This window comes from Arthrobacter sp. SLBN-112, assembly GCF_006715225.1.
Classification (GTDB): Bacteria; Actinomycetota; Actinomycetes; order Actinomycetales; family Micrococcaceae; genus Arthrobacter.
The window spans coordinates 1,997,308-2,011,021 of record NZ_VFMU01000001.1 but is presented as its reverse complement, the minus strand read 5'-3'; the positions used below and the strand labels follow the sequence as shown (position 1 = coordinate 2,011,021).

The 13,714-nt window shown below is 65.8% G+C and carries 13 protein-coding genes; 5 read left to right on the top strand and 8 right to left on the bottom strand.

Going from position 1 to position 13,714, the window contains the following annotated elements:
- Window positions 1-19: 19 nt before the first annotated feature.
- The gene (locus FBY33_RS09400) at window positions 20-247 is read right to left on the bottom strand and encodes a hypothetical protein (protein ID WP_142030337.1); all 228 of its coding nucleotides are present in this window, start codon (window positions 245-247) and stop codon (window positions 20-22) included.
- A gap of 267 nt (window positions 248-514) precedes the next feature.
- On the opposite strand from FBY33_RS09400, the gene FBY33_RS09395 reads away from it, so the two are divergent.
- Window positions 515-1,660 (top strand): VIT1/CCC1 transporter family protein, encoded by a 1,146-nt coding sequence (locus tag FBY33_RS09395; RefSeq protein WP_142030336.1) that lies wholly within the window; start codon window positions 515-517, stop codon window positions 1,658-1,660.
- Window positions 1,661-1,663: 3 nt separating this feature from the next.
- Here FBY33_RS09395 and FBY33_RS09390 read toward each other — a convergent pair whose 3' ends face one another.
- Together FBY33_RS09390 and FBY33_RS09385 are read right to left on the bottom strand one after the other, a co-directional pair.
- A complete protein-coding gene (locus FBY33_RS09390) occupies window positions 1,664-2,797 on the bottom strand; it encodes an LOG family protein (RefSeq protein WP_142030335.1) in 1,134 nt (377 codons plus the stop codon).
- A gap of 146 nt (window positions 2,798-2,943) precedes the next feature.
- Window positions 2,944-4,341 carry a sugar porter family MFS transporter gene (locus FBY33_RS09385; protein ID WP_142030334.1) on the bottom strand — a complete coding sequence of 466 codons (1,398 nt, stop codon included), beginning with the start codon at window positions 4,339-4,341 and terminating at the stop codon, window positions 2,944-2,946.
- A gap of 319 nt (window positions 4,342-4,660) precedes the next feature.
- On the opposite strand from FBY33_RS09385, the gene FBY33_RS09380 reads away from it, so the two are divergent.
- From FBY33_RS09380 to FBY33_RS09370, 3 genes are read left to right on the top strand one after another with little or no spacing between them, the layout of a single operon-like run.
- Window positions 4,661-5,401 (top strand): GntR family transcriptional regulator, encoded by a 741-nt coding sequence (locus FBY33_RS09380; RefSeq protein ID WP_142030333.1) that lies wholly within the window; start codon window positions 4,661-4,663, stop codon window positions 5,399-5,401.
- Between the two features lie 17 nt (window positions 5,402-5,418).
- Window positions 5,419-6,312 carry a 5-deoxy-glucuronate isomerase gene (iolB, locus tag FBY33_RS09375; protein WP_142030332.1) on the top strand — a complete coding sequence of 298 codons (894 nt, stop codon included), beginning with the start codon at window positions 5,419-5,421 and terminating at the stop codon, window positions 6,310-6,312.
- 46 nt (window positions 6,313-6,358) lie between these two features.
- Complete coding sequence (locus FBY33_RS09370; RefSeq protein WP_142030331.1) at window positions 6,359-7,375, top strand: LacI family DNA-binding transcriptional regulator; 1,017 nt, start codon at window positions 6,359-6,361, stop codon at window positions 7,373-7,375.
- Here FBY33_RS09370 and FBY33_RS09365 read toward each other — a convergent pair.
- Complete coding sequence (locus FBY33_RS09365) at window positions 7,372-8,577, bottom strand: MFS transporter (RefSeq protein WP_142030330.1); 1,206 nt, start codon at window positions 8,575-8,577, stop codon at window positions 7,372-7,374. The genes FBY33_RS09370 and FBY33_RS09365 overlap by 4 nt on opposite strands.
- A gap of 168 nt (window positions 8,578-8,745) precedes the next feature.
- Between FBY33_RS09365 and FBY33_RS09360 the strand changes: the two genes are divergently transcribed.
- Entirely contained in the window at window positions 8,746-9,195 is a 450-nt protein-coding gene (locus tag FBY33_RS09360) for a MarR family winged helix-turn-helix transcriptional regulator (RefSeq protein ID WP_142030329.1), read from the top strand.
- 67 nt (window positions 9,196-9,262) lie between these two features.
- On the opposite strand, the gene FBY33_RS09355 is transcribed toward FBY33_RS09360, so the two are convergent.
- The 4 genes from FBY33_RS09355 to FBY33_RS09340 all read right to left on the bottom strand — a co-directional run bounded on the left by FBY33_RS09355 (window position 9,263) and on the right by FBY33_RS09340 (window position 13,601).
- Window positions 9,263-10,702 (bottom strand): sugar porter family MFS transporter, encoded by a 1,440-nt coding sequence (locus FBY33_RS09355; protein WP_142030328.1) that lies wholly within the window; start codon window positions 10,700-10,702, stop codon window positions 9,263-9,265.
- Window positions 10,699-11,574 carry a sugar phosphate isomerase/epimerase family protein gene (locus FBY33_RS09350; RefSeq protein WP_142030327.1) on the bottom strand — a complete coding sequence of 292 codons (876 nt, stop codon included), beginning with the start codon at window positions 11,572-11,574 and terminating at the stop codon, window positions 10,699-10,701. The genes FBY33_RS09355 and FBY33_RS09350 overlap by 4 nt, the downstream gene beginning before the upstream one ends.
- A gap of 73 nt (window positions 11,575-11,647) precedes the next feature.
- Window positions 11,648-12,661 (bottom strand): Gfo/Idh/MocA family protein, encoded by a 1,014-nt coding sequence (locus tag FBY33_RS09345; protein WP_142030326.1) that lies wholly within the window; start codon window positions 12,659-12,661, stop codon window positions 11,648-11,650.
- A 28-nt stretch (window positions 12,662-12,689) separates the two neighbouring features.
- Window positions 12,690-13,601 (bottom strand): sugar phosphate isomerase/epimerase family protein, encoded by a 912-nt coding sequence (locus FBY33_RS09340; RefSeq protein ID WP_142030325.1) that lies wholly within the window; start codon window positions 13,599-13,601, stop codon window positions 12,690-12,692.
- Window positions 13,602-13,714 lie beyond the last annotated feature (113 nt).

The window sequence follows — 13,714 nt, the reverse complement described above, 5'->3', positions numbered from 1 at the left end:
GTCCTACTCCCCTTTGTTTCTAGCCTTCACTGTCGCGGGGCTCGTCGTCATCCAGCGGGACCTCACGGTCCTCGGCATCGATGACTACCGGCTGCGGCTGGACCACCGGTTCTTCCTCGTCAATCAACGCGTCCTCCGCGTCCCAGTCCGCATCGTCTACCGGTGCATCCTCGGCGTAATCGTAGGCGGGGTCCGCTTCGACGGCGTCCAGGTGCGGCATGTCCGGGTGCTGTCCGGTGGTGCTCATGATTCAACCTCCGTATATTCGCCTGACGTGCTCTTTCAGGTAGGGCGCAGCCTGCGCCACACCTTCATCACAACACCGGCCGGGTGGACGGGTCAATAGCCGCCGCGGCGCCTGGAAGAGCAGTGAACGACGGCGCCGTAAGCCGAAGTTTTACGGCGAACCGAAACTTCCCAGCGAGGTTTGCCAGCCAAAAAACCGCGGAATTTCGCAGTACGCTGGCAGGGCAAAGGCGCGAAAAACATGCCCTTTCCAGCCCAGGAGTTACCAGTGTCGCAGCATGCCCGTTCCAATTCCCATGCCACGCCGCCGGAGGCCGCCCACACCCCGCAAAGCCAGCCCTCGCCGTCGAACATCAAGAGGTGGCGCCAGTATCTGGCCGATGAGCGTGCGGAAGCCGCGGTCTACCGGGACCTCGCCCAGAACCGCGAGGGCGAAGAGCGGGCCATCCTGCTGGCCCTGGCGGAGGCTGAGGGCCGGCACGAGGCCCACTGGTTGGCCCTGCTGGGGGACGATGCGGGCAAACCAAAAAGAGCCTCCGCGCGAAGCCGTTTCCTGGGGTTCCTGGCGCGGCACTTCGGCTCGGTGTTTGTGCTGGCCCTCGCCCAGCGTGCCGAAGGCCGCTCCCCGTACGCTAAGGACCCCAACGCCACTCCGGCCATGGCTGCCGATGAGCAGATCCATGAGGAAGTGGTGCGGGGCCTGGCCACCCGCGGCCGCAACCGCCTGGCCGGTACATTCCGCGCAGCTGTCTTCGGCGCGAACGACGGCCTGGTCAGCAACCTCTCCCTGGTGATGGGCATGGCGGCGTCCGGTGTTGCCAGCACCGTAGTGCTGCTGAGCGGCATCGCCGGGCTCCTGGCGGGTGCCATGTCCATGGGCGCCGGGGAATTCATCTCAGTCCGTTCCCAGCGCGAACTGCTGGCCGCCACCCGTCCCACGCAGATCACCTTGGCTGCCGCCCCCAAGCTGGACCTTGAACACAACGAACTCCTCCTGGTTTACCTGGCGCGCGGTATGTCCCGTGAGGCGGCGGAACACAGGGTGGCCGAGCGGATGGGGCTGCTGTCCTGCGACTGCGACCCCAGCCTGTCCCTGCAGCCGGACCTGCCGGAGGAAGAGGACCAGCACGAGGCAGTGGGTACGGCCTGGGGCGCGGCGCTGTCCAGCTTCTGCTTCTTCGCCTCCGGCGCCATCGTGCCCATCCTGCCGTTCCTGTTCGGCCTGACCGGGGTCGCCGCGCTGGTAGTGGCCGGGGTCCTGGTCGGTGTTGCCCTGCTGGCCACCGGTGCCGCCGTGGGCCTGCTGTCCGGCACGTCCCCGTTGACCCGTGGCCTGCGGCAGCTCACCATCGGCCTGGGCGCCGCCGCCATCACCTACCTGCTGGGCCTGCTCTTCGGCACTGCAGTGGGATAACGCTCAGCCCCCGAGGACCTCCACGGCCTGGTCCACCGTATCCACCAGGAAGATGTAGTCCGCCATGGGCCGCCCGGCGGCAAGGCTTCGCAGCATGGGCCAGGCCGGGTACTCCTGCTCCCAGTGGTGCCGACCCACCAGGACCATGGGGGCCACCTTTTCGCGGGCGCCGTAGTAGTTCTCGCACGCGTCCTGGAAGATCTCCTGGACAGTTCCGGCCGCCCCCGGCAGGAAGACGATTCCGCCGTGGCACAGTTCCAGCAGGATGGCTTCGCGGATGGCGTTGGCGAAGTATTTGGCGATGTGCGTGGCAAAGTAGTTGGGCGGCTCATGCCCGTAAAACCAGGTGGGGATCCCCAGCGACGGAGTCCCGTCCGGATGGCGTTCGACGACGGCAGCCGCCGCCCGCGCCCACGCCGACACGGACGGCCGGAACCCCGGGACCTCCGCGAGCGTGGCAAGCGCCGCCTGCAGGTCGGCGTCGGACGCCTGGCACAGGTAAGCACCCAGGTTGGCTGCCTCCATGGCACCGGGGCCGCCGCCGGTGGCCACCGAATAGCCCTCAAGGGCCAGCAGTTTTCCGAGCCGCGCCGCGTCCGCAAACTCCCGGCTTCCCCTGGGCGCCGCATGGCCACCCATGACGCCGACGATGGACCGGCGGGTCCACGCCGCTGACCGTGTCAGTTCCTCCAGGGCGTCCCCGATCGCATGGTCGTGCAGGGCAGAGGCCAGGGTGGCGTCCACGCGGTGCCGCTGCCCCGGCTGGATGCTCCAGTGGTAGATGCGGGCATCCGGCAGTTCCTCGTACGGGGACCTGGCAAGTCCGGCGTACAGTTCGGCCGGTGAGTACAGCGACGCCCGGTAGGGGTCGAAGGGGACGCCATCAAGCCGTGGAAAGATCAGGGCACCGCGGCTGCGCAGGTTGGCTTCCATGCCGTCGTCAAAGAGGCAGCCCAGGAACATGGCGCCTTCGACGCTGACGCTTTTCAGTGCGGCGGACCGGCCCCGCAGGTCCAGGGACTGCGCATGCCAGCCGTGCAGATTGACCGCACCCCCGGCCACCAGGCGGTCGAAGCTCGCCAGGTCCTGAACTTCGAGGGTGCGGGGACGGGGACCAAGGCTACCGGCGTAATTCACGGCTGCTGCCTCACAGTCCACATCATGGAGCCAGCCTAGGCCACCGAAAGCAAACGCGGGACCGGACCCTGCCCTTTTCGTCAATGACGGAAAATTGCCGGGTCCGGCCCCGCGTAGGTCAGCGGCTGCCGGGAAGCGCTGCCTGCCTAGGCCGGGAGCCTGGCCGGCACGGCGCCGTCACGAAAGTGCGCTTCCAGGTCCTCGAGCGAATGGCCCTTGGTCTCCGGAACGAACTTGATGACGAACGCCAGGGAGGCGAGGTTGACCAGGACAAACAGGCCGAAGGTGCCGGTGGAGCCCAGGGCGTTGACCACGATGGGGAAGAGGAACGAAATGGCGGCGTTCACAGTCCACAGGGCGAAGACCGCGATTCCCATCGCAAAGCCGCGGATGGCCAGCGGGAACATTTCCGAGAGCAGGAGCCACACGCAGGTGCCGATGAAGCACTGGACGAAGGCGACGAACAGCATCATGGCAGCCAGGATGGTGTAGCTGGCCAGGTCCGACTGCGGCAGGAGGAAGACGACGGCCAGCAGGGCCTGGGAACCAACCACTCCGGAGAAGCCGATCACCAGCATCCTGCGGCGGCCAACGAAGCCGAGCAGCCAGATGCCCAGGATGGTCATCAGCACGGAGGTGACGCCGACGCCGATGGTGGCCACGAGCGAAGCGCTGACGCCCAGCCCGCTCTTTTCCAGGATGGTGGGAGCGTAGTAGTTCACAGTATTGATGCCGGTGGCCTGCTGGACGGTGGCCAGCCCGATGCCGATCCACAGCAGGCGGCGCATCCAGGGGTTGTTCTTCAGGTCCCGCAGCGCGTGGCCCCGTTCTTCCTTGGCGGTGCGTGCCGCCCGGGCGATCTCCTCGAATTCGGCAGCCGCTTCCTGTGGGCTGCGGCTGAGGTTCAGGACGCGGCGGCTGTCCTCAAGGCGGCCACGGATGGCGTACCAGCGCGGCGATTCAGGCAGCATCAGCATGCCGGCGAGCAGGGCGAGTGCGGGGATTGAGGCGATGCCCAGCATGGTGCGCCAGACCTCGTTGTCGTGGATCAGGGCATCCAGGAGGGCGTTGATGGCGAAGGCGAGCATCTGGCCGGTCACGATCATGAGCTCATTGATGGTCACCATTCGGCCACGGAGGTGGGCCGGTGCCATTTCGGCCAGGTACAGCGGGCAGGTCACGGCGGCGGCACCGACGCCCAGGCCCAGCACGATGCGGGCAGCGACCATGAAGGTCACGTTGGGAGCGATGGCGCAGCCGATGGCGCCGAGCAGGAACAGCAGGGCGCAGACCAGCAGGGAGCCGCGGCGGCCCAGTTTGTCGGCCATGCGGCCGCCGGTGAGGGCGCCGACGGCGGCACCCGGGAACAGCAGTGCGCTCACCACAGTTGCTTCCTCGACGGCGGTCATGTTGAGGGAGTCGTTCATGTACAGCAGGGCGCCGGAGATGACGCCGGTGTCGTAACCGAAGAGCAGGCCACCCAGGGTGGAGATGACGGTGAGCCGGGCCAGGTAGCCGCGGCGCTGCGTGCCGGGTGCGCCCATGTTTTGTTTCTGCAACAGCATTGTTGCCTCTCAGATTCTCTCGGGGACCGGAAGGCCGGTCAGGAATGTGATGTGTGGCACTAACGTTAGAGCGCTCTAACGCACAGCGTCAATAGAACGTCCTAATGTCAGTACAAAGATTTTCTCGGTTCCGTCCGACCGAGTGCCGTCAAAGTCCCTTGACCGGCGAGACCCACCTGCTACGATCAAGGGAGAAAGTATGTCCTATCAAGCGGACATATAAGAGCCGAAGAGGCCCGCCAGCGCCGGCGTCGAGAGCAGACCAAGGTGCTGACACCGACGTATGAGGAAATGCACTGTGGCGAACAACCTGGGACTCAGCATCGACCGCTCCTCCCCCGTGCCCTTGTACCACCAGGTGGTCCAGGGCATTGAGGCTGCGATTTACAGTGGCGTGCTGGAACCCGGCAGCAGGCTGGACAACGAAATCGACCTTGCCGCCCAGCTGAATCTTTCCCGGCCCACCATGCGCAAGGCCATGGATGAGCTGGTCCGCTCCGGTCTGCTGGTGCGCAAACGGGGCGTGGGAACGCAGGTGGTCTCCAGCCAGGTGCGCCGGCCACTCGAGTTGTCCAGCCTCTACGATGACCTCACCAACAACGGCAAGAAGCCCACCACTGAAGTCCTGAGCTTCTCGCACCTGGAAGCTGACGACCCCACGCTGGCCACGCTGCAGCTTCCCGCCGGCTCCAAGGTGTACCACTTCACCCGGCTGCGGAAAGTGGGCGGCAAACCCCTGGCCCTCATGGAGAACTGGGTACGCGACGACATCGCCCAGATGGACGAGGCAATGCTGGGTGCCGAGGGCCTGTACTCGATCCTCCGCCGCGGTGGAGTGAACTTCCGGCTGGCCACGCAGCGCATCGGCGCCATGACGGCCAATGACTACCAGGCTTCCATGCTGGACACCCCGGCAGGATCGGCGCTGGTCACCATGGAACGCACCGCCGTGGACGATACCGGGCGCCGCGTGGAAACAGGCCACCATGTGTACCGCGCCGATTCCTACAGCTTTGAGATGACACTCGTACAGCGATAATCCAAGGAGCCAACTCCATGACCAACTGGGTCTACCCCCTGGGCACTGCCGCCGACGGAAAATGGGACGTCTCGATCGGAACCTCCGATTCCTCCCTCACCGTGGGCGGCTGGGCACACACCGGATTGAAGGTGGCAACCGTGCCGGCCGGCGCCGCCGTTGAACTCCCCGCAGCGGATGAGGAACGGATCGTGGTGCCCCTCAATGGGTCCTTCACGGTCACCGTTGACAGCACCGACTATCCGTTGAATGGCAGGCCCTCGGTCTTCTCCGGGCCGACTGACGTTCTCTACTCCGGCACAGGCCGCGCCGTGGCCATCAGCTCGGCCGACGGCGGCCGAGTCGCCGTGGCCACGGCACCCGCCAACGCCTCTTACCCCACGCGCCTCGTGACGGCGGCCGAAACCCCCGTGGAGCTGCGCGGTGCCGGCAACTGCTCGCGCCAGGTCCACAACTTCGGTACTCCTGCAGCACTCGAGGCGGACCGCTTCATTGTGTGCGAGGTCCTCACCCCTGCCGGGAACTGGTCTTCCTACCCGCCGCACAAGCATGATGAGGAGAAGGACGGCGAGACCTCCCTGGAGGAGATCTACTACTTCGAGACGCAGGTGGCCGCAGGATCAGGCGCCCCCTCCGGCGCCGATGCCATCGGCTACCAGCGCGTTTACGCCTCGGACGGGCGCCCCATCGATGTTTCGGCGGAAGTGCGCACCGGCGACGTCGTCCTGGTTCCCTATGGCTGGCACGGTCCCGCCATGGCCGCACCCGGCTATGACATGTACTACCTGAATGTCATGGCCGGCCCCGGCCCCGTGCGGGAGTGGCTGATCAGCGACGATCCGCACCACGGCTGGGTGCGGCAGACCTGGGAGAGCCAGGACATCGACCCGCGGCTGCCGTTCGGCTCGTAAGGAACCTCGCCCGGCAGGGGGCGGCAGGCTGGCATAGTGGAGTCTTGTGAAACAGACATCTCCTGCGCCGCGGTCCGTGACCATGGAGGACGTGGCACGCGACGCCGGAGTGAGCCGCGCCCTGGTGTCCCTGGTGATGCGGGATTCCCCCAAGGTTTCCCCGGCCAAGCGGACCGCCGTACTGGAAGCTGCCGCCGCCCTGGGCTACTCCCCCAACAGGCTGGCCAGCCGGTTGGCCAGCCACCGGACCAACACCATCGGAGTCCTCTTCCTCGACCTGCACAACTCGGTCTTCGCCGATATCTACGACGGCATCACCGAAGGCTTGGCGGGAAGCGGCAACCAGGTGATGGTCGCCGTCGGCTCCGCTGATCCGGGAACGGAACTGGAGGCCGTCAGGTCCTTCGTGGACCTGCGCGTGGACGGTGTCCTGCTGGCCGGCTACACGGGCACCTCGGCAGAGCTGGCTGCGGCACTGCGCGGGACACCCGCCGTCGTCATCACCCGCGAGATGGAGGTCGACGGCGTGGATTCCGTTTTGACCGACGACTTCCGTTCAGGCGCACTTGCCGTGGAGCACCTATACGGGCTGGGGCACCGGCGGATCGCGCACGTGGACATCTCCGACTGGCTCCCCTACACCGCCCGGCGGGAAGGCTACCTGCACGCCATGAGGCAGTTCGGCCTGGAGCCACAATTGGTCCACAGTGACATGACCGAACGCGGGGGCCGCGCCGTGATGGAGCAATTTTTGGACTCCGGCGCCACCCTCCCCACGGCAGTCTTTGCGCACAACGACCTCACGGCCATCGGCATCATGGAGGCCCTGGCATCCCGCGGACTGTCCGTCCCGGGCGACATGGCGATCGTTGGTTGCGACAACATCGAAGTGGGCGCCTCTCCCCTGATTGGACTGACGTCCATAGACCAGCACGCCGGCCAGCTGGGCCGGGTGGCGGCACAGGCAATGCTGGACCGGATTGCGGGTGCAGCCGGACCGGCCGTAACCCGCAAGCTCGAACCTGCCCTGATGGTGCGCCGCTCCTCCGGCCCCGCGGCCTAGCGGCTGGCCAACTCCTCCAAGGCCACTGGCGCCTTGCCCTCCCGGCGCCGCTCCTTCCGCCTGGCGGCTGCGGCGGCGAAGGCCATGACGGCCAAGCCTGCAAGGGTGATCACCGCGCCGGCCCAGATAGGTGAGGTGTAGCCGAGCCCTGCGGTGATGGTGACGCCGCCCAGCCACGCGCCCAGCGCGTTGCCCACGTTGAACGCACCGATGTTGGCACCGGAAGCGAGCGTTGGAGCCCCGGAGGCGTACTTCATCACGCGCATCTGAAGGCCCGGAACGGTGGCAAAGCCAAAGCCGCCCATCAGGATCAGGGACACGACCGTCAGGACAGGGTTAGCGGCTGTGAGGGCGAACGCCACCAGGACCAGGGTCAGCGCAGCGAGCACCACCAAAAGCGTGCGGTCGACGTTCCGGTCCGCAGCCTTGCCGCCCAGGGTGTTGCCGGCGAAGAGGCCCGTGCCGAAGACAATGAGCAGCCACGGCACGGTGGATGCCGCGAATCCGGAGACCTCGGTGAGGGCGTATGCGATGTACGTGAACGCGCCGAACATGCCGCCGAAGCCCAGGATGGTGACAACGATGGAAAGCCACACCTGGCCAGAGCGGAAGGCGCGGAGCTCGGTGCGGAGGCTGGCTGCCTCTTCCGCTTCACCCGCCGCCTTGGGAACGAGCGCCAGGATGCCGGCGAGCGCGGCCACGCCAATGACCGTGATGGCCCAGAAGGTGGCACGCCAGCCGGCGGCCTGGCCCAGCAGCGTCCCGAAGGGCACGCCCAGGACGTTGGCCGCGGTCAGCCCGGTGAACATGAGCGCGATGGCACCTGCCTTCTTGCTGGGCGGGACCATGCCGGCCGCCACCACGGCTCCGATCCCAAAGAAGGCGCCGTGCGAGAGGGCAGCAACAACGCGGCCCAGCATCATGGGCCAGTAGCCGTCCGCCGTGGCAGAGAGCAGGTTCCCGGCAATGAACAGGACCAGCAGGGCGGCCAGCACCGGCTTGCGCTGGAACCGTGTCACGGCAGCCGTAAGGCCCAGCGCGCCCACCACCACGGAGAGCGCGTAGCCGGAGATGAACCAGCCGGCCGACGCCTCGCTGACGCCGAAGTCCGCCGCCACCTGCGGGAGGAGGCCGGCGATGACAAATTCTGTGAGTCCTATGCCAAACCCGCCCAGGGCGAGTGCTATCAGGCCAACAGGCATGCGAAGGCTCCTTTGATTTGTATGTGTGGTTGTTCCATGAAGGGGAGGGCGTCTAAGATAGTTGCAGACGCGGTATTTATTGTTGCACATGCAAATATACCGCGCAAGCAACTATGTTGAACTGCAGCTACCAGGGCCGTCCCGGGGGCCATCTACGAAGGAGCAACCATGGGCATCAAAGACGACGCCGTCGAGGTCCGCGCCCAGGGTTGGCGCACCCTGGCGGCCCTGCACGGTCTGATTGAAAGCGAGCTGGAGCGCTCCCTCCAGTCGGAGTCAAAGCTCTCCGTGGTGGAGTACACGGTGCTGGATGCCCTCAGCCGGCAGGACGGGTGGCACATGCGGATGCAGCAGCTGGCGCGTGCCACGGCGCTGAGTCCCAGCGCCACCACCCGGCTGGTAAACCGGCTGGAGGACCGCGGCCTCCTGACCAGGATCCTGTGCGACGACGACCGGCGGGGTATCTACACCGAGCTCACCCCCAGCGGAAGCACCCTGCTCGCGGACGCGCGGCCTGTCCACGATGCCACGCTTGAGCGAGCCTTGGATGACGCGATGGGCATCCCCGAGCTCGCACCGCTGGTGGAGGCCCTGCCGCGGCTGCACACGCCCGCATAGGACAGCAACGCCCCTTTGTGGATCCTCAAAGGGGCGTTGCTGTTTGGAACGGCTGTGGCTGGACCGGTCAGGGAACCTTGGCTTCGGTGGTCCCGGCCTTGCTGCCGGCAACGTTCTTGAAGTAGTGCTCCAGGTCCTCAAGGCTCTTGTCCTTGGTTTCGGGCACGTACCTGGCGGCGAAGGCGATGGCGCCCACGCCCAGCACGGCGAAGACGAAGAACGTGTTGGAGATCCCGATGGCGGCCAGCAGCTGCGGGAAGCCGAACCCGATCAGGAAGTTCACGATCCACAGCAGGAAGGCCGACGCGCCCATGCCCAGGCCACGGATCTTCAACGGGAAGATCTCCGAGAGCATCAGCCATGTCACCGGGGAGATGGCGCCCTGCTGGAAGGCCAGGAATGTCACGGTGAGGAACAGGATGACGAACCCTCGGGCTGAGCCTTCGGGCAGGATCAGGGAGAAGAGGCCGATGAGCAGCAACGCGGTCGTGGTTCCCACCTGGCCGGTGATCAGCATCCTGCGCCGGCCCACCTTGCCCAGCAGCCAGATCCCGACGAACGTGGCCAGGACCGAGATGGCGCCGTTGGCGATGTTGGCCGTCAGTGCCGCTTCCCGGCCAAAGCCGGACTGCGACAGGATCTGCGTCCCGTAGTACATGATCGAGTTCACGCCGGTGATTTGCTGGATCACTGCCAGGCCGAGGCCCACGAAGAAGATCCGGCGCAGCCACGGGATGCCCAGGTCCTTCCAGGAGCCCATCTTGGACTTGTAGTCCTCCACCGCCATGGCTTTGACTTCTTCGAACTCCCTGCGCGCTTCCTCCTGAGAACGGATCCGCTGCAGCACGCTGAGCGTCTCGCCGAAGCTGCCAATGGAGGCCAGCCAGCGGGGGCTCTCCGGCATGAAGTTCATCCCGATCCACAGGGCGATGGCCGGCAGGGTGGCGATGACCAGCATCCAGCGCCAGATTCCGTGGGACTCGCCGAACGAGTTGCCCAGGTAGGCGTTGAAGATGAAGGCGAGCAGCTGACCGGTGACGATCATGAGCTCGTTCTGGGTGACGATCCGGCCGCGCCGGTTGCTGGGCGATACCTCGGCCAGGTACACGGGAACCGTGACGGAGGCACCGCCCACCGCAAGCCCCAGGATGAACCGGGCGGCAATCATCACTTCGGTGTTTGGCGAGAACGTGCAGCCCAGCGTGCCCAACAGGAAGACGACGGCCAGCACCATGATCATTTTGCGCCGGCCGTTGCGATCTGCCAGGCGCCCGCCGAAGAGTGCGCCAAAGGCGGCACCGAACAGCAGGGATGAGGTGACCAGGCCCTCGGTCAGCGGGGTAAGGCCCAGGTCTTCCTGCATATACGGCAGGGCGCCATTGATCACGCCGGTGTCGTAGCCGAACAGCAGCCCGCCGAACGTGGAGATGATGGTGACGGTCCGCAGCGCGCGCTGGTGGTTGCCGGGCTGCTTTACGGTTGCTTCACCGGAAACGGGCGAACTCATACGCTGACCTTCTGGACGTACTGCTTCATGGTCTCCAGCTGGTAGCGGGAGACCTCCTCGGCATGTTCGTTTTCGGCAAAGACGCTGGAGACCATCACAGTATTCTCCCGGTCCAGGAAGCCGATCTCCTTGAGGCCGCCGAAGAACTCGTCCCAGTTGACGTCGCCGTCGCCGATCTTCAGGTGCTGGTGGACACGGACCGGGTTCCCTGGCGGGTTGGTGATGTAGCGCAGGCCGTGCGAGGCGTGGTGGTCCATGGTGTCGGCCACGTGGACCAGGCGCAGCTTGTCCCCCGCGGCCCGCATGATGTCCAGTGGGGAGTTCTTCATGTGGAAGCTGTGTGAGGCCACGTAGACCATGCCCACATTCTTCGAGTTCACGCCGCGGATCACGCGGATGGCGGCAAGACCCTCTTCCACGAAATCGTCGGGGTGGGGGTCGATCAGCAGGTCGATGCCCTCACGCTCGGTGATGGGCAGCAGTTCCTCCATTGAACGGTAGAACGCCCGCTCGGACTCCTCCGCCTTCTCGGGCCGGCCGCTGAACTCCGTGTTCATGGTGCTGACGCCCAGGTCCACGGTGATCTGGATGGCGCGCTTCCAGTAGCGGACGGCTGCTTCGCGGGCATCCTCGTCGGGGCCCGACCAGCGGAGCACCGGCAGGACGGAAGCGATCTCGATTCCGGCGTCGCGGCAGGCCTTCTTCAGCTGGCCCACGAGTTCATCATCCGCTTTAGGGTGGTTGAAGAAGGGGATGAAGTCCGCGTGCGGGGTCATCTGCATGTACTTGTAGCCAAGGTCCGCCACCACCTTGGGGAACTCCAGCAGGCTGTGCGAGTGGTGGAACGGTGTGGGGTCAAGTGCGATTTTCACGAAAAACACTCCATTGTGGATCAGTCAGGGGAACGGAAAGGGGACGGAAATGGCTCCGTCCCCTTCTCCTGTCCTACTTGTAGAGGTCGGGCTTTGCGGCCAACTTCACGGCGACCTTCTCGCCGTTCTTCTGCGCTTCGACGCCTGCTTCGCAGCACGCGGCGGTGGCGTACCCGTCCCAGGCGGAGGGGCCGCCGATTTCGCCCTTGAGTGCAGCGTCCACCCACGACTGGATTTCGACGTCGTACGCTGCGCCGAAACGCTCCTCGAAGCCGGGGGTGACATTGCCGCCCCAGTGGCCGGCGCTGCGGGTGTAGGGTCCCCTGTCGCCGCCGATGCTGACGATGCCGTCCTCGAAGGAGGCCTGGGTGGCAACCTCGTAGCCGAACTTGGCGTTGACGTAGATTTCGACGTCGGCCAGGACGCCGGATTCGGTCTCCAGCAGGACGTGCTGGGGGTCATGCTGGCCATTTGGGGCATTCCGGGTGGCCTTGCCCAGGCGGACCTGGATGCTGGTGATTTCCTCTCCGGTGAAGAACCGGATGGCATCGAACTCGTGGACCACGGAGTCGTTGATGAGCATCTCGTTCGTGAAGCCCTCGGGGGTGCTCGGGTTGCGGTGCTGGTGGTGCAGCATCAGCAGTTCGCCCAGTTCGTGGTCGCGGATGATCTTGCCCAGCGAGGCATATTCGGCATCGAAGCGGCGCATGAAGCCCACCTGGATCCGCTTGTGGCCCAGCGCCACCTCTGCCTGGACGATCTTCCAGGAGGACTCGGCGTCCGGGGTGAGCGGCTTTTCGCAAAGGATCGGGATGTCCTTGGCGATCGCCTTCAGCAGGATGTCCTCGTGCAGAAAGCCGGGGGTGGCGATCAGGACCGCGTTGACGTCGCCGTTGTTGAGGGCTTCCTCGGCGTCGGCCAGGGCCACGGCGCCGGGGATGCCTTCGATGGCGGCCTGGGCGCGGGCGAGGTCAACGTCGACGACAGCGGCAACTTCAGCTCCATGGATGCGCTTGTTGAGGCGCTGGATGTGGTCGGCACCCATGCGGCCTGCGCCGATGACGGCAACGCGGAGGTTTTCAGTCATTGTTTTCGTCCTTTAGTGTGTGGCGGGGTTAGCTGACGGCGGTGCGGGAGCCGCAGGACAGCAGGTAGTTGCGGGTGCGCTTGGCGATGGGCATCGGCACGTCGAAGGCCACCGGGTACATGTCCTGCTCCACGATGCCGAAGATGGGCCGGTTCAGGGCTTCCACGGCTTCGATGACCGCGCGCAGGTCCGGCAGGCCGTTGGGCGGTTCGGTCATGACGCCGGCCAGGTTGGCGGCGGCCCACGTCATGTTCTCCTCGTTAACCTTCTTGAGGATGTCCGGGTTGATCTGCTTCAGGTGCAGGTAGCCGATCCGGTCCGGGTAGTTCTTGATCAGGTCCAGGCTGGAGGCGCCGCAGTATTCGGCGTGCCCCGTGTCCAGGCAGAGGTTCAGGTACTGCGGGTCAGTGGCTCCCAGGAGCGTTTCGATGTCCTGCTGCGCGCCAACGTGGGAGTCGGCGTGGGAGTGGAACTGCTGCTTGAGGCCGAAGTCCTCCAGCAGGGTTTTGCCCAGGCGGTTGTGGCCGGCGAACAGGTCACTCCAGCCCTTCTCGCTCAGCGTGCCGCTTTCCACGGCCTCGCCGGTGACGTCGTCGCGCCACATGGCCGGGATGACCACAATGTGCTCGCCGCCCATGGCCGCGGTGAGCTCGGCCACCTTGCGGGCGGGTTCCCAAGCGGTTTCCCACTGGTCCAGGCCTCGGTGGAAGGCGGTGAACACCGTCCCTGCCGTGACCTTCAGGTCGCGGGCCTTAAGCTCCTCTGCGAGCCGGGTGGGATCGTTCGGAAGGTAGCCGTACGGGCCCAGTTCGATCCATTTGTAGCCGGACTCGGCCACCTCGTCGAGGAACCGTTCCCACGGGGTCTGCTTGGGGTCATCCGCGAACCAGACGCCCCAGGAGTCCGGCGCCGTGCCGATGATCAGCTTGTTCTCAGCCATTGTCTGTTCCTTTGCATCGATTGCTCCGCAGGTGGCGTTTTGGTCGTTCAAAACGACATTGGGGCCACGCCGGCAGGGTTCCCTGGCCGAGCTTGCGAGGCGAGGGTGCCGGT